Here is a 14142-nt window from a genome sequence, read left to right on the forward strand (position 1 = left end):
CCCGGATTCCAGGCAATACAGGTGATGGAAGCGGCGCTAGCCGGGGAGGGGGATGCCGAGTTCGCGGCCTAGCGCATCCAGTTCCCGCACGACCGCGTCGGGCAGGGCGATGCCTTGCTCGCGGCCTTCGCGTTCGAGCGCTTCGCCTCGGTGTCCGGGGAGCCGGGCATCGGCGCCGCCGGCGGCAAGATAATTGCCGGTCCACTGCGCCATGTAGTCGGCGAACAGGTCCTTGCCGGCAAAGGCGTCCGGCTTTACCAGCCAGACAAAACCGCCTTGGCGGCCGACCGCGCCGGCGCCTGCGACGGTGTTGCGTGCGGGAGAAAGCGAGTCTGCGGTGGCGGCCATGGCACCGGCCAGGCACTCCACCATCATGGCGATGCCGATGCCTTTGTGCCCGCCGGTGGGCAGCAGCGAGCCTTCCAGCGCGCGTTGCGCATCGGTGGTCGGATGGCCGTCGGCGTCTAGCGCCCAGTCATCGGGAATCGGCTTGCCTTCACGGGCGGCCAGCAGGATATGGCCGCGGGCGGCGACGCTGCAGGCGACGTCGAACACGATCGGCGCCGCGCCCGGCAACGGGCAGCCGAAGGCGATGGGGTTGTGCCCGATCGCGGCGCGGGCAAATCCTTCCATGCCCAGCACGGGCGGCGTGCGCTGTCCGACCATGCAGAAGGCACCTGCCTCGGCAGCCAGCAGCGCCGGGATGCCCAGCGCGCCGAGATGGCCGCACGATTGCACCGCAACCAGCACGGACGCGCACGATTGCAGCGCCTCCAGCCCCAGTTGCACGGCGCGCGGGCCCGCGATCTGGCCCATGGCGCCGTCGGCGTCCAGCACGATGCCGCCCGGAAAGGCCTTGTGCGACATCTCGGGGCGCGGGTTGAAATCGCCGGCACGCAGGCGTTCGACATAGGAGGGGACCCGCGTCAGGCCATGCGTCTTGTAGCCACGCAGTTCGCTGCGCACCAGTGCGGCCGCGGCTTCGGTAGCCTGGTCTGGCGCCACGCCGCACGACTCGAACACGGCGGCGGTCCAGCGCGCAAGGCGGTCGGTTTTCCAGCGGATACTCATATGGATTTCTCCCGCACGATCATCAGGCGCTCCGCGAACGGGGCGGCATAGATCGACTGGTAGTAGAGCGGCTGGTCGCGCAGCGTGTAGCCACGTAACTCCATGATGAATGCCGGCGCTTCCGGGTCGAGCCCGAGTTCCTGCGCGGCCGCGGCCGGGGCCGGGCCAAAGCGGATCCACTGGTCCACGCGCAGCGTCGGCAGCGACAGGCGCTGGCCGATCAGCTCGCGCAGGTTCTTCTCCAGGGCATCGCGGTCCAGCCCGCCAAGTTGCGCAAAGTCTTCCTCGCGCAGCCAGAACTCGCTGTAGAGGTCGAAGCGGCCACCGACGCTGATCACGCGCTCGATGCGCACGTAGCCGTCACCGGCGAGGAACTCCGACCACGGTCCCTTGCGCTTGATACGCTTTACCGAGCGCGCGTGGACGTAGGACGGCAGCTCGTTGCCCTGTTCATCGCGAAAGCGCAGGTAACGGACATCCGCCGGCGCAACGCGCGTCCCGGAGACAAAGGTGCCCCGTCCCTGTTCGCGCGTGATCAGTCCGGAGTGCGTCAGCCGCGCCAATGCCTTCTGGATCGTGCCGACGCTGACCCCATGGAAGCTGGCGAGCTCGCCCTCGGAGGGCAGGCGGTCGCCCTCGCGCAGCGCGCCGGATTCGATGGAGTGGATGATCGCGTCGGAGACGCTGCGAAGTTTGGTCATGGTTGTTCAGAGGCTCAGTGCGAATCGACTGACCGCGGTCTCCCGGATATCGAGCACCTCGCTGGTCAGCCGCGTGCCGGATGCGACGTCCATCGCATAACCAAACAGCTGCTCGCCGAGGTCGGAGATCTTGTCCCCGTTCTGCAGGACTCCGCTGACGTCGAAGTCAATGTTGTCGGCCATGGTGTGCAGGGTATTGACGTTGCCGCACACCTTGACGGTCGGTGCCACCATGCTGCCGATGGGGTTGCCCACCCCCGTGCCGAAGAAGGTGAGCTGGCATCCGCCGGCGGCCAGCGCAGTGAGATTTTCCACTGCCGCGGCCGGCGCGTCCATGAAATGCAGCCCCTTCTTCTGCGGCGCCTCGCCGTAGCGCAGCACGCCCACCAGTGGGCTGGTGCCGGCCTTGGCCATGGCGCCCAGCGCCTTTTCCTCGACCGTGGTCAGGCCGCCGCGCTTGTTGTCGGGCGAAGGCTGGTCCTCGCGCATGTCGACGCCGCGCGAGATCGCCAGGTTTTCCATGTTGCGCACCGCCGTGACAAAGGCCTCGCGCACCCGGCCATCGGCCGCGCGCTCGGCGAACAGATGCTCGGCGCCGATGAACTCCGAGGTTTCGGAAATGATCACGGTGCCGCCGCCGGCGATCACCATGTCCGCCATGCGGCCGATCACCGGATTGCAGCTCAGCCCGGAAGTGGTGTCAGAACCGCCGCACTCGACGCCGATCACCAGCGACGACACTGGGCACGGCACGCGGCGCGCCTTCGACGCCGCCAGCGAGAGCCGGCTGGCCTTGCGCGTGCCTTCGGCAATGCATGCAACCGTGCCGTCGGGCTGCAGGTGCACGCATTCGACCGGCTTGCCGGTGCTGCGGATGCGGCGTGCGACCTCTTCCGTCGACGATTCTTCCAGGCCCACCAGCAGCACCGCGGCGATATTGGGATTGCGGCCAAGGCCGGCCAGCGACTCGAACGCGAAATCCAGGTCGGCGCCGAACTGTCCGCGCACGAACAGCGTCGTGACCGGGATGCAGCCGCCTACGGTGCGGGCAATGGTGCGGGTGACCGGATTGCAGTTGTCCATCACGGAAACCACCGCGACCCAGTTGCGCACACCGACCGCGCCGTTCTCGCGCGGGTATCCGAGGAAGGTTGTTGTCATCTGCATTACCCCTTTTGCAGGTCGCCGCGGGCACGCGCCGACTCGATGTTGTGAACGTGCATGTGTTCGCCGGCGCGCACCGCGCGGCTGGCGCGGCCGATGACCTGGCCGTACTTCAGGATGGTTTCTCCCTCGACCGTGTCGGCGATGCAGATCTTGTGGCCGAACGGCACGTCTTGCAGCAGCACCAGCTTGCCTTGTCGCTCGCCTTCCAGCGCGCAGGCGTCGCCGGCCTGGCCGGCGTCCAGCAGGGTGGCCACATTGTCGGCCGGGTTCAGTACGATGGCTCGGGGCATTGATCAACTCCTGTATAGGTGTTGGGATCAAATGTAGGGAGCCTGCTGGTATCTAGTCAAGGATAAATAGGGATACTCAGCGAAAACCACTACTCCTAGAGTGAAAGTCCTATATAGAAGTTTGTTGACATCGGCCCGACCGCTGTCTATCGTCATGACAACGGCGATGTTGTTTGCGCCGGAGCATCGACGCAGTGAATCAACGGAGAAGGCGGACATGAACGTCATGTCACACAAGGAAAAGATTGCGAAGCTGCAGGCCCTGCGCGCACGCCTGGATCCCCTGGAGGACTTCGGCCTGTGGTTCTGGGCAGGCATGACCGCCGGCACCCATGCCGTCAATGCAGCACTGCATCAGGCGGGCATCACGCTGGATGACGACCGGTTCCCGACGCAACCCGGCGTCTACCTGGTGCCGCAGCCCGACGGCAGCCTGAAGCCGGCGTTCCGGCCGCTGGGCGACGTCCTGCATGTCGGTCGCCCGAAAGTGGAGGGGCCGGTGCCTGCCGATATCGCCGAGATGATGGAAGTGATGGAGCACATCGAGCACTACCGCGATCCCTGTCTGCGCGAAGGGCTGGCGCCGACCGCCGGGATTGCGCAAGGTTGCGACGCCGCGCTGCGCCGCTGCCTGGGATTGCTGGAAGCGCGCCTGGAGGGAGACCGCCATGGACATTGAGCAGCACATGGCGATGGCGCGCAGTCTCGAGGCGTCGCTGCAGAAGTGCACCAGCGTCGACTACGAGATGACTATCGAAGGCGCGATGCTGGCGGGAACGCACTGGTTGAACGCGCTACTGCACAAGGTGGGTGCGACGCCGCCGCAGGCGGATGTGTTCCATACCTACCTGCTGACGGTCAATGAATTCCGGCGGCTGGCGGTGGCGGCGGAGAAGCCGCTGCACGCCCTGGCCGCCATCGAGGATACGCGGGCGCCGTTTGTACGCGGCAACCATCCGGGTGGAGAAGCTGCCGCCGAACGGGCGCTGGAGCTGCTGTCGTTGATCCGCGCGACGGCGCTGGGCAGCGCATAGCAAGTACAGACGCAGCAAGAGACACGTCGAGAGACAGGAAAAGGAGACAACAGTGAAGGCAGTCCGTGTAGTGCCGGGCCCCGAGGGCGGCAAGGTCGAAGTGCAGGATATCCCCGTGCCGGTGGTGGCAGCGGGGCAGGTACTGGTGAGGGTGCGCGCCGCGGGCCTCAACCGTGGCGAAATCAACCAGGCGAAGGAGCTGCGCTCGGGCAACACCATCACCACCGGCGTCGAATTTGCCGGCGAGATCGCGGAAGTCGGCGAAGGCGTCAGCGGCTGGCGCAAGGGCGACCGCGTGATGGGCCATGGCCGCGGCTGCCAGGCGGAGTACGTGGTGGCCGACCCGTTGGCACTGATCCCGGTGCCGGACGGCTTGTCATGGATCGATGCCGCGGCGTTCCCCAACGTCTTTATCACCGCGCATGACGCACTGGTCACCAACGGCCGCCTGGTGGCGGGCGAGTCGGTGCTGGTCAACGGCGCCTCGGGCGGCGTGGCGATGGCGGCGATCCAGATCGCCTCGCTGATGGGCGCCCGGCCCGTGATCGCGTCCTCGCGCTCGGCGGCCAAGCTGGACAAAATCAGCCAGTTCGGCATGGATGTCGGCATCGACGCCTCGAAGGACGACCAGGTCGAGGCGGTCTTGCAGGCCACCGACAACAAGGGCGTCGACATCATCATCGATACCGTCGGCGGCCCGGTGTTCGAGGCCAATATGAAAAGCCTGGCAATCAAGGGCCGCCTGGTGAACATCGCGCGGCTGGGCTCGGCAACCGCCCAGATCGACCTGGCACAGCTCTGGCTCAAGCGCCTGCAGCTGATCGGCGTGACCTTCCGCACCCGCACGGAACAGGAGCGGCTGGAGTGCATCCAGGCCTGCGCGCGCGACATGCTGCCGTTTTTGCGCACGGGCCGCGTGCGGCTGCCGATCGATCGGACCTTTGCCATGACCGACATCGACGCCGCGCATGCGTACATGAAGCAAGACCAGCACGTCGGCAAGATCGTGTTGCTGGTCGACTGATTCCACAGAAAGCGATAGATAAGAGGAGACATGATGACAATCCAGATCAAGCCGCTGACCGGCTCCGTGGCTGCAGCCGTGACCGGTGTCGACCTGAACCAGCCGCTCGACGACGCCAGCTTCGAGATCCTGCACCGGGCGTTCCTGGAGCATGGCGTGCTGGTGTTCCGCGGCCAGCAACTGCAGCCGGCCGCGCAGGTCGCGTTCGCCCGGCGCTGGGGCAAGCCGGTGCAGGGCAACCCGCTGCTCAAGGGCCTGACCGAGTTCCCGGAACTGGCTCAGGTCACCAGGATCCCGAAGGAAACCGCCTCGACCGAGGCCTGGCATTCGGACTCGATCTATACCGAGGTGCCGCCGAAGATCTCGATCCTGTCGGCGGTCACCATCCCCATCGGTGGCGACACCATGTGGTGCAACCAGTACGTCTCGTACGACCGTCTGTCGCCGGCGATGCAGCGCATGATCGAAGGGCTGCGGGCCCGCTTCTCGGGGGCGCGGCTGGCCAAGATGACGGGTTCGGACAAGGTGCCGACGGCCGTGCACCCGATCGTGCGCACGCACCCGGAGACCGGGCGCAAGGCGCTTTATGTCGGCCACCCCGACACCGCGCAGTGCATCGAAGGCATGACCGAAGTGGAGAGCCGTCCGCTGCTCGACTTCCTGTATGAGCACTCGGTGACGCCGGACAACGTCTACCGCCATATGTGGCAGGAGGGCGATGTGGTGATGTGGGATAACCGCTGCACCATGCACTACGCCGTGCACGACTATGGCAATGCCGACCGCGTGCTGAACCGCGTCACGCTGGAAGGGGAAGTGCCCCGCTGAGCTGTACCGCCAAGACCGGCGCCGCGCCTTGCCATTGATCCGGCATGCGGCGCCCGGCACACAGGTTGCCCGTCCACCCCCGACGCACGGAATGCACGGGACCAAAGGAGATTGAAATGCAGATAGGGATCCCGACTGAGACGCGGGCGGGGGAGGCGCGCGTTGCCGCAACGCCGGAGACCGTGACGAAATACGTGGCACAGGGCCACCAGGTCATATTGCAGGCTGGCGCCGGCGTGCGTGCCAGCCAGACCGACAGCGCCTATGAGGCCGCGGGAGCGCGCATCGGCAGCGCCGCCGAGGCGCTGGGCGCGCAACTGGTGCTGAAGGTGCGCGCACCGGACGAAGCCGAGCTGGCGCAGATGAAGCCGGACGCCGTGCTGGTCGGCATGCTCAATCCCTTCGACGCCGAGAACAACGCGCGCATGTCCGCCGCGAACATCACCGCCTTTGCCCTGGAAGCCGCGCCGCGCACGACGCGCGCGCAGAGCATGGACGTACTGTCGTCGCAGGCCAACATCGCCGGCTACAAGGCCGTGCTGGTGGCGGCGCACCATTACCAGCGCTTCATGCCGATGCTGATGACCGCCGCGGGCACCGTCAAGGCGGCGCGCGTGCTGATCCTGGGCGCGGGCGTCGCCGGCCTGCAGGCCATCGCCTCGGCCAAGCGGCTGGGCGCGGTGATCGAGGCCTCCGACGTGCGCCCCGCGGTGAAGGAGCAGATCGAATCGCTCGGCGGCAAGTTCCTCGATGTTCCCTTCCTCACCGACGAAGAGCGCGAGATCGCCCAGGGCGTGGGCGGCTATGCGCGCCCGATGCCGCCGGACTGGATGAAGCGCCAGGCCGAACTGGTCCACCAGCGTGCCGTCCAGGCCGACATCGTCATTACCACCGCGCTGATCCCGGGCCGCAAGGCGCCCACGCTGCTGCACGAAGCGACCGTGCAGCAGATGAAGCCGGGCTCGGTGGTGGTCGACCTGGCCGCGGCACAGGGCGGCAATTGCCCGCTGACGGTGGTCGACGAAGTGGTCGAGCGCCATGGCGTCGTGCTGATCGGACACACCAACCTGGCCGGCATGGTCGCGGCCGACGCCTCGGCACTGTATGCCCGCAATGTGCTGGACTTCCTCAAGCTGGTCATCGACAAGGACGGCCAGTTCACGCTGAACCTGGAAGACGACATCGTTGCCGCATGCCTGATGACGCGGCGCGAAGAACTGGCGCTGGCCAGCTGAACCGGCAATCAAGGAGATCTCGATGGAAATAGTTGGCCACACGGTGATTAACCTGATCATCTTTGTACTGGCGATCTACGTGGGCTACCACGTGGTCTGGACGGTCACGCCCGCGCTGCACACGCCGCTGATGGCGGTGACCAATGCGATCTCGGCCATCATCATCGTCGGCGCCATGCTGGCCGCCGGCCTGACCGAGGGCTACGTTGGCCGCGCAATGGGGACGCTGGCGGTGGCGCTGGCGGCAGTGAATGTGTTCGGCGGCTTCCTGGTCACGCAGCGCATGCTGGAGATGTTCAGGAAGAAGGCACCCAAGGCGCAGCCCGAAGCCAAGGGGCAGCCTGGCGGCAAACTGGCGGAGGTAGCGCAATGAATGGCCTGTCGATGAATATGGTGACGCTGTCCTACCTGGGCGCGTCTGTTTGCTTTATCCAGGCGCTCAAGGGGCTGTCACACCCGACCACGGCGCGGCGCGGCAATACCTTCGGCATGGCCGGCATGTTGGTGGCGGCGCTCACCACGGTGGCGCTGATCTTCAAGCTGAAGAGCGAGCTGCTGTCCGGCGGGGCGGACCCGTCCGCGCCGGGCACCGGCCTGGCGCTGATCCTGGCGGCGCTGGTGGTGGGCGGCGGCATCGGTGCCTACGTGGCGAAGAAGGTGCAGATGACCAAGATGCCCGAGTTGGTCGCGGCGATGCACTCGCTGATCGGCCTGGCGGCGGTGTTTATTTCCGTGGCGGCAGTGGCGGAGCCTGCTGCCTTCGGTATCACGGCTGCCGGTTCGCATGACATTCCGCTGGGCAACCGCATCGAACTCTTCATCGGCTGCTTCGTCGGTGCCATCACCTTCTCCGGCTCGGTGATCGCCTTCGGCAAGCTGGCCGGGCGCTACAAGTTCCGGCTGTTCCAGGGCGCACCGGTGGTGTTCGCCGGCCAGCACTGGCTGAACCTGCTGCTGGCGGTGGCGATGGTGGGCTTTGGCATTGCGTTCTTCCTGACGCAGGCATGGATGCCGTTCCTGGTCATGCTGGCGCTCGCCTTCGTGCTGGGCGTGCTGATCATCATCCCGATCGGCGGTGCCGACATGCCGGTGGTGGTGTCGATGCTGAACTCGTACTCGGGCTGGGCGGCGGCGGGCATCGGCTTCTCGCTGAACAACCCGATGCTGATCATCGCCGGCTCGCTGGTGGGTTCCTCCGGCGCGATCCTGTCGTACATCATGTGCCGGGCGATGAACCGCTCGTTCTTCAACGTGATCCTGGGCGGCTTCGGCAGCGACGCCGCGGCCGCCAGCGGCCCGGCAGGGCAGGCCCAGCGCAATGTGAAATCGGGCTCGGCCGATGACGCCGCCTTCCTGATGGGCAATGCGGAAACGGTGATCATCGTCCCGGGCTACGGCCTGGCGGTCGCGCGTGCCCAACACGCGCTCAAGGAACTGACCGAAGTGCTCACGCACAGAGGCGTGACCGTGAAGTACGCGATCCACCCGGTGGCGGGCCGCATGCCCGGCCATATGAACGTGCTGCTGGCCGAGGCCGAGGTGCCGTACGACCAGGTCTTCGAGATGGAAGACATCAACAGCGAGTTCGGCCAGGCCGACGTGGTGCTGGTGCTGGGCGCCAATGACGTGGTCAACCCGGCGGCCAAGAACGACCCCAAGTCGCCGATCGCCGGCATGCCGATCCTGGAGGCGTACAAGGCCAAGACCATCATCGTCAACAAGCGCTCGATGGCCGCCGGCTATGCCGGGCTGGACAACGAGCTGTTCTACATGGACAAGACCATGATGGTGTTCGGCGACGCCAAGAAGGTGGTCGAGGACATGCTCAAGGCCGCCTGAGCCGCAGATTCACAGCAATAACGAGGAGACATGGATTGACATTCTCCCCTCCCTAAAGGGAGGAGATTCCCTCTGCAGGCGATCGATGTCCCGATCGGGCAAGGATATTTAACGCAGCGTTCACATCGCGATCATGTACGGCACCGCATTCACTGCATACCCACTGCCTTATTCCGAGGTCTGCGATACCTTTCGGCCTCCCCGGCGGCATCGCGTCGCACGAAGAACAAACCTGGGTGGTGAAACGTTCGTCGACTTCCTCATACCACGCGCCATGCGCAATCGCCTTGTACGCGAGCATTGTGCGGAAGGACGACCAGCCCGCATCGAGGACGGACTTCGCCATGCTGGTTTTGGCGAGGCCGGCGGCGTTCACATTCCCCACCGCGATGTAGTCAAAGTCTCGCACGATGCGACGCGAGAGCTTGTGCAGGAAGTCACGCCTTGCGTTGGTGATGCGGGCGTGAAGGTTCGTTGCCTGTCGCCGCTTGCGTGCTCGCTGCGCTTTGGCCAGCGCTTGCTCGAGTCGGCCGAGGTGGCGCGGATTCTCGAACTTCTCGCCGGTGGACAGCGTGGCAATGTCCTTCAAGCCCAGATCGATGCCGACGCCGCGTTCCGGGCAGCGGGCCTGGGTGTCGGCAACTTCAATCACGATGTTCAGGAACCAGTTGCCTCGCGCATCGCAGGAGAAATTTGTGCCGTCCTTGATCTTGCCTTCGGGAAGGGGGCGGGAGCTGAACACGCGAAACGTGTTGCCGGCAAAGCGGAATGCGTCGCCCGAGCGCTTGAGATCCCGGCCCTTGAGCGGCACCCAGCCAAGCGACTTGCGGCCGCGATAGCGCAGGTACGGCCGGCGGTGCTGGCTACGCGACTTGGCGTACTGCTCGCAAACCGCGTTGACGGTGCCGGAATGGATGCGCAGTTCCTTGCTGCTGCCGGTGGTCAACACGTTCAGATCGAAACCCGTGGGCCATTTCTTGCCCCACTTGAGTGCGTGCTTCTGCGTGTCGTTGCAGAAGTTCCAGACGTAGTTCACCGCGCGGCTCTGCTGATTGAGCAGGCCGTTCAGCGACTTCACCCGGTAGCGATAGACCAGAAGCATGCCGGTCATTCTAATATGGGATTGCTTGCTGCCGGCAGCACTCCTTTCACTCCCCGCCCTGAAGGGCGAGGTTTCTCGGAGCAAGTCTGATGAACCAGCAAGAACGCAACCTCGGCCTGTTCGCCGACCTGGAAGGCAAGGTAGCGCTGGTGACCGGGGCCTTTGGCGGCCTGGGCCTGCATTTTGCGCAGACGCTGGCGCGCGCCGGCTGCAAGGTGGCACTGGCGGGGCGGCGCGTGGCCGAAGGCGAGGCCGTGCTGGCGGAACTGCGCAGGCAGGGCGGGCAAGGCTGCGTCGTTGCGCTCGACGTCAGGGACCCCGCGTCGGTCGGTGCGGCGTTCGAGACGGCGCGCCAACAGCTCGGCCCGGTCCAGGTGGTCGTCAACAGCGCCGGCATCGCCACCACCGGGCCGGCCATGGAGGTGGATGAGGCCGCCTGGCAAGGCGTGATCGATACCAACCTGAACGGCGCCTGGCGCGTGGCGCAATGCGCGGCGCGGCTGATGCGCGAGGCCGGCAGCGGCGGCTGCATCGTCAATATCGCGTCGATCCTCGGCCTGCGCGTGGCGCAGCAGGTCCCGGCCTACACCGCCGCGAAGGCGGGCCTGATCCACCTGACGCGCTCGCTGGCGCTGGAATGGGCGCGGCACGGGATCCGCGTCAACGCGCTGGCGCCGGGCTATTTCGAGACCGACATCAACCGCGGCTTCTTCGAGACCGACAGCGGCCGGGCCATGATCGGGCGCATTCCGCAGCGCCGGCTCGGCCAGCCCCGGCAGCTCGACGGCGCGCTGCTGCTGCTGGCTTCGGATGCTTCCGACTACATGACCGGTACGGTGCTGCCCGTGGACGGCGGCCACGCGGTCAGCTCGCTCTGAGCCCACCCGCAATCGAGGAGAGCGATCCAATGCAACCAGCCCTTGCAGTTCCCGCCGCGACTGGCGGTTCGGGTTTCGATAGCGCTGCCCTGGCAGCGCTGCTGCATGCAGAAGGCCTGATCGACCGGCCCGAACTGACCCTGGAGCGCCTTGCCGGCGGCCAGTCCAATCCGACCTACCGGCTGGCCTGCGGCGCGCAGCAATACGTGCTGCGCACCAAGCCGCCGGGCCAGTTGCTGTCGTCCGCCCATGCCATCGACCGCGAGTATCGCGTGATGCACGCGCTGCGCGACAGCGACGTGCCGGTGCCCCCGGTCTACCTCTACAGCGAAGACACCACGATCCTTGGCACGCCCTTCTACCTGATGGGACTCCTGCAGGGCCGCGTGATCTATGACCAGTCCCTGCCGGGCCAGTCCCCGCAACAGCGCGCCGCGATCTACCGCGAGATGAACCGCGTGATCGGCGCCTTGCACCGCGTCGACTACCGCGCCGCCGGCCTGGCGGACTATGGCAGGAGCGGCGGCTACGTGGCGCGCCAGGTCGCGCGCTGGGTCGGCCAGTGCCGAGACACCGGCATGGGCGACAACAAGGCGCTGGCGGCGCTGGCAGAGTGGCTACCGCAGTACGTCCCGGACGCGGAGCAGACCAGCGTGGTGCATGGCGACTACCGCATGGACAACCTCGTCTTCCATCCCACCGAGCCCCGCGTCATCGGCGTGCTCGACTGGGAGCTGTCCACGCTCGGCCACCCGCTGGCGGACCTGGCCTACCACTGCATGAGCTGGCATATCCCGGCCGACCTGTGGCGCGGTATCGGCGGGCTCGACCTGCAGGCGCTGGGCATTCCCGACGAGGCGACCTACCTGCGCTGGTACGGCGAGGCAAACGGCACGCACGCGCTCGAGCAGTGGGACTTTTATCTCGCCTACAATTTCTTCCGGCTGGCGGCGATCATGCATGGCATCGGGCAGCGAGCCAGGAGCGGCAACGCCGCCGCGGCGGATGCCGTGGAGACCGGCAGGAAGGCGGTGCCGCTGGCCGAACTGGGGTGGCAATTCGCCATGCGCTACCGCGCGGCAGGGCGTTAGCGTTTGCGCACGGTCCGGCGCCAGCCGGATCGAAGCCTCCGCAGGTGATGGAATCTGCCCTGGATTCCTCATCGGGAATCAAAGTTTGCCTTCCGATCCAGCCTGGCTTAAAGATAGGAAGGGGAGATGGGCCCGCGGATTCATGGCCGCATCGGAACCGGGCTGACTGGCATCCCGAGCCTTCAGGAGACGTCAATGAGTGTGCTGATGCTTGTGAATATCGATACGGCGACAACCGACGAGGAAATCCAGGAGTTCATCGGTCGCTACGGCTTCCCGGCCTTCGATGAGATTGAACGCGTGCCGGGAGACGGCACCCGCCCGGCCGTATCGCTGCATTTCAATTCGGTCGATGCGGCCGCGTTGCGGCTGCTGCAGCCGCGCATCAACCACCTGTTCTGGAAGCAGCGCAAGGTGGACGCGATGGTGCTGACCGAGCGTTTCGAATAGGCCGCTGCCGCGGCTGGCGGGCATGTGGGTCCGGTGCTTCCTCGCTTGCCCGCCTCGGGGCAGGCCATGGCGGAGGAGGCGAGATGAACAGGCGAAACAGGATCCTGCACGCGCTGGCATGCAGTGCCGCAATGCTTGCGGGTGCAATGTCGGCAGGACCGGCCGTTGCCTATTTTGACCACTACCTTGGCGGCACCATCGTCGGCACGCTTACCCAGGACCAGCTCACGGCGTTGACGGATGTCTTCCGCAGGACCCTGGAGCAGGGCGCCGACGGCGCCCGCATGCCGTTCAGGCTGCCACCCGACGCGCGCGAGCGGCAGGTCGAAGGTTCCTTCACGCCATTGCGGTCCCGGCGCGACCACGGCGACCGGTGCCGGCAACTGCGCAGTGAATTCCGCCGGGCCGGCGAAACCGAAGCCTGGACCGGGTGGTACTGCAAGGAGAAGGACGGGAGCTGGAAGTCGCGCAAGCTGCCGAAGTAGCTAGTACCGCTCGTCGACATACCGATACGGATAGTCGGGCTCCCGGTATCCGCCCGCCTTCTGCCTGGCAGGCAGCTTGACTGGCTTGCGTTCGATCGCCTTGTACGGGATCTGTGCCAGCAGGTGCGTGATGATGTTCAGGCGCGCCCGGCGCTTGTCATTGGAATTGGCCACATGCCACGGGGCATAGTCGGTATCGGATGCGGCAAACATGGCGTCGCGCGCGCGTGAATAGTCGTACCAGCGGCTGTACGAGCGCAAGTCCATGTCAGTGAGCTTCCAGACCTTGCGGCCGTCCTTGATGCGCCCCTGCAGGCGGCGGGTCTGCTCCTCCGGGCTGACCTCGAGCCAGTACTTGATCAGGATAATGCCGGAATGCACGATGGCGCGTTCGACCAGTGGGACGGCGCGCAGAAACTCGTCGGCCTGCGCTTCGGTGCAGAACCCCATCACGCGTTCGACGCCGGCGCGGTTGTACCAGCTCCGGTCGAAGATGACGATCTCTCCCGCGGCGGGCAGGTGCGGCAGGTAGCGCTGCACGTACATCTGGCTCTTTTCGCGGTCGGTCGGCGCGGGCAGGGCGATCACGCGGAAAATGCGCGGGCTGACGCGTTCCGTGATGGCCTTGATGGTGCCGCCCTTGCCGGCACCGTCGCGCCCTTCGAACACCACGCAGACCTTGCTGCCGCTGGCCTGCACCCATTGCTGCAGCTTGACGAGCTCGACATGAAGGGCGAAGAGTTCCTTCTGGTATGCCTTCTCCGACATGCGCTCGCGCGGCTGCTGGTCCGGCTTTTCGTCGCGGCTGTCGGCCGGGTCTGGTTCGCGCGGCGGCTCCGTCTGACTCCCGTTGTCGTCGTGGCGCTTTCCTTTCCGCTTGGCCATGATCTTCCTCCACTGACGTACCGGTGCCTCGAGGGTCCGGTTATGCACCTTCAAACCTGGGG

Annotated in this window: 17 protein-coding genes; 11 read left to right on the top strand and 6 right to left on the bottom strand. The window is 66.1% G+C overall.

The features are described 5' to 3' along the window. Window positions 1–36 precede the first annotated feature (36 nt). The 4 genes from KB879_RS06480 to KB879_RS06495 are packed head-to-tail and all read right to left on the bottom strand — an operon-like array spanning window position 37 to window position 3229. A complete protein-coding gene (locus tag KB879_RS06480; protein WP_013956245.1) occupies window positions 37–1071 on the bottom strand; it encodes an Ldh family oxidoreductase in 1035 nt (344 codons plus the stop codon). Further along, window positions 1068–1772, bottom strand: a complete 705-nt coding sequence (locus KB879_RS06485; protein ID WP_211980947.1) for a GntR family transcriptional regulator — start codon at window positions 1770–1772, stop codon at window positions 1068–1070. The genes KB879_RS06480 and KB879_RS06485 overlap by 4 nt, the downstream gene beginning before the upstream one ends. Before the next feature lie 6 nt (window positions 1773–1778). After that, window positions 1779–2933 carry a UxaA family hydrolase gene (locus KB879_RS06490; RefSeq protein WP_013956247.1) on the bottom strand — a complete coding sequence of 385 codons (1155 nt, stop codon included), beginning with the start codon at window positions 2931–2933 and terminating at the stop codon, window positions 1779–1781. 5 nt (window positions 2934–2938) lie between these two features. Then, window positions 2939–3229, bottom strand: coding sequence for a UxaA family hydrolase (locus tag KB879_RS06495; protein ID WP_013956248.1), 291 nt, complete (start codon window positions 3227–3229; stop codon window positions 2939–2941). A gap of 217 nt (window positions 3230–3446) precedes the next feature. Between KB879_RS06495 and KB879_RS06500 the strand changes: the two genes are divergently transcribed. The 7 genes from KB879_RS06500 to KB879_RS06530 all read left to right on the top strand — a co-directional run bounded on the left by KB879_RS06500 (window position 3447) and on the right by KB879_RS06530 (window position 9189). After that, window positions 3447–3908, top strand: coding sequence for a hypothetical protein (locus tag KB879_RS06500; RefSeq protein ID WP_013956249.1), 462 nt, complete (start codon window positions 3447–3449; stop codon window positions 3906–3908). Then, window positions 3898–4263, top strand: a complete 366-nt coding sequence (locus tag KB879_RS06505; protein WP_013956250.1) for a hypothetical protein — start codon at window positions 3898–3900, stop codon at window positions 4261–4263. The genes KB879_RS06500 and KB879_RS06505 overlap by 11 nt, the downstream gene beginning before the upstream one ends. A gap of 52 nt (window positions 4264–4315) precedes the next feature. Next, a complete protein-coding gene (locus KB879_RS06510; RefSeq protein ID WP_211980948.1) occupies window positions 4316–5287 on the top strand; it encodes a zinc-binding dehydrogenase in 972 nt (323 codons plus the stop codon). A 33-nt stretch (window positions 5288–5320) separates the two neighbouring features. Beyond that, a complete protein-coding gene (locus KB879_RS06515; protein WP_013956252.1) occupies window positions 5321–6115 on the top strand; it encodes a TauD/TfdA family dioxygenase in 795 nt (264 codons plus the stop codon). 116 nt (window positions 6116–6231) lie between these two features. Further along, window positions 6232–7350 carry a Re/Si-specific NAD(P)(+) transhydrogenase subunit alpha gene (locus KB879_RS06520; protein ID WP_211980949.1) on the top strand — a complete coding sequence of 373 codons (1119 nt, stop codon included), beginning with the start codon at window positions 6232–6234 and terminating at the stop codon, window positions 7348–7350. 22 nt (window positions 7351–7372) lie between these two features. Continuing rightward, complete coding sequence (locus KB879_RS06525) at window positions 7373–7723, top strand: NAD(P) transhydrogenase subunit alpha (RefSeq protein ID WP_013956254.1); 351 nt, start codon at window positions 7373–7375, stop codon at window positions 7721–7723. Then, a complete protein-coding gene (locus tag KB879_RS06530; RefSeq protein ID WP_013956255.1) occupies window positions 7720–9189 on the top strand; it encodes an NAD(P)(+) transhydrogenase (Re/Si-specific) subunit beta in 1470 nt (489 codons plus the stop codon). The genes KB879_RS06525 and KB879_RS06530 overlap by 4 nt, the downstream gene beginning before the upstream one ends. A 52-nt stretch (window positions 9190–9241) precedes the next feature. Here KB879_RS06530 and KB879_RS06535 read toward each other — a convergent pair whose 3' ends face one another. Further along, window positions 9242–10291, bottom strand: coding sequence for an RNA-guided endonuclease TnpB family protein (locus KB879_RS06535; RefSeq protein ID WP_211982134.1), 1050 nt, complete (start codon window positions 10289–10291; stop codon window positions 9242–9244). 89 nt (window positions 10292–10380) lie between these two features. Between KB879_RS06535 and KB879_RS06540 the strand changes: the two genes are divergently transcribed. The 4 genes from KB879_RS06540 to KB879_RS06555 all read left to right on the top strand — a co-directional run bounded on the left by KB879_RS06540 (window position 10381) and on the right by KB879_RS06555 (window position 13195). After that, complete coding sequence (locus KB879_RS06540; RefSeq protein WP_211980950.1) at window positions 10381–11169, top strand: SDR family NAD(P)-dependent oxidoreductase; 789 nt, start codon at window positions 10381–10383, stop codon at window positions 11167–11169. A 29-nt stretch (window positions 11170–11198) separates the two neighbouring features. After that, window positions 11199–12260 (top strand): phosphotransferase family protein, encoded by a 1062-nt coding sequence (locus KB879_RS06545; protein WP_211980951.1) that lies wholly within the window; start codon window positions 11199–11201, stop codon window positions 12258–12260. Window positions 12261–12455: 195 nt separating this feature from the next. Then, a complete protein-coding gene (locus tag KB879_RS06550) occupies window positions 12456–12710 on the top strand; it encodes an RNA-binding protein (protein WP_153954357.1) in 255 nt (84 codons plus the stop codon). A gap of 83 nt (window positions 12711–12793) precedes the next feature. Then, the gene (locus KB879_RS06555) at window positions 12794–13195 is read left to right on the top strand and encodes a hypothetical protein (protein ID WP_153954356.1); all 402 of its coding nucleotides are present in this window, start codon (window positions 12794–12796) and stop codon (window positions 13193–13195) included. On the opposite strand, the gene ppk2 is transcribed toward KB879_RS06555, so the two are convergent. Then, window positions 13196–14080, bottom strand: coding sequence for a polyphosphate kinase 2 (ppk2, locus tag KB879_RS06560; protein ID WP_153954355.1), 885 nt, complete (start codon window positions 14078–14080; stop codon window positions 13196–13198). Window positions 14081–14142 lie beyond the last annotated feature (62 nt).

Source organism: Cupriavidus sp. KK10 (genome assembly GCF_018223725.1).
GTDB classification, from domain to species: Bacteria; Pseudomonadota; Gammaproteobacteria; order Burkholderiales; family Burkholderiaceae; genus Cupriavidus; species Cupriavidus necator.

Bases quoted from the DNA above. Each gene is read 5' to 3' on its own strand.
- KB879_RS06480 (WP_013956245.1), bottom strand. From the start codon at position 1,071: ATGAGTATCCGCTGGAAAACCGACCGCCTTGCGCGCTGGACCGCCGCC.
- KB879_RS06485 (WP_211980947.1), bottom strand. From the start codon at position 1,772: ATGACCAAACTTCGCAGCGTCTCCGACGCGATCATCCACTCCATCGAA.
- KB879_RS06490 (WP_013956247.1), bottom strand. From the start codon at position 2,933: ATGACAACAACCTTCCTCGGATACCCGCGCGAGAACGGCGCGGTCGGT.
- KB879_RS06495 (WP_013956248.1), bottom strand. From the start codon at position 3,229: ATGCCCCGAGCCATCGTACTGAACCCGGCCGACAATGTGGCCACCCTG.
- KB879_RS06500 (WP_013956249.1), top strand. From the start codon at position 3,447: ATGAACGTCATGTCACACAAGGAAAAGATTGCGAAGCTGCAGGCCCTG.
- KB879_RS06505 (WP_013956250.1), top strand. From the start codon at position 3,898: ATGGACATTGAGCAGCACATGGCGATGGCGCGCAGTCTCGAGGCGTCG.
- KB879_RS06515 (WP_013956252.1), top strand. From the start codon at position 5,321: ATGACAATCCAGATCAAGCCGCTGACCGGCTCCGTGGCTGCAGCCGTG.
- KB879_RS06520 (WP_211980949.1), top strand. From the start codon at position 6,232: ATGCAGATAGGGATCCCGACTGAGACGCGGGCGGGGGAGGCGCGCGTT.
- KB879_RS06525 (WP_013956254.1), top strand. From the start codon at position 7,373: ATGGAAATAGTTGGCCACACGGTGATTAACCTGATCATCTTTGTACTG.
- KB879_RS06530 (WP_013956255.1), top strand. From the start codon at position 7,720: ATGAATGGCCTGTCGATGAATATGGTGACGCTGTCCTACCTGGGCGCG.
- KB879_RS06535 (WP_211982134.1), bottom strand. From the start codon at position 10,291: ATGCTTCTGGTCTATCGCTACCGGGTGAAGTCGCTGAACGGCCTGCTC.
- KB879_RS06540 (WP_211980950.1), top strand. From the start codon at position 10,381: ATGAACCAGCAAGAACGCAACCTCGGCCTGTTCGCCGACCTGGAAGGC.
- KB879_RS06545 (WP_211980951.1), top strand. From the start codon at position 11,199: ATGCAACCAGCCCTTGCAGTTCCCGCCGCGACTGGCGGTTCGGGTTTC.
- KB879_RS06550 (WP_153954357.1), top strand. From the start codon at position 12,456: ATGAGTGTGCTGATGCTTGTGAATATCGATACGGCGACAACCGACGAG.
- KB879_RS06555 (WP_153954356.1), top strand. From the start codon at position 12,794: ATGAACAGGCGAAACAGGATCCTGCACGCGCTGGCATGCAGTGCCGCA.
- ppk2 (WP_153954355.1), bottom strand. From the start codon at position 14,080: ATGGCCAAGCGGAAAGGAAAGCGCCACGACGACAACGGGAGTCAGACG.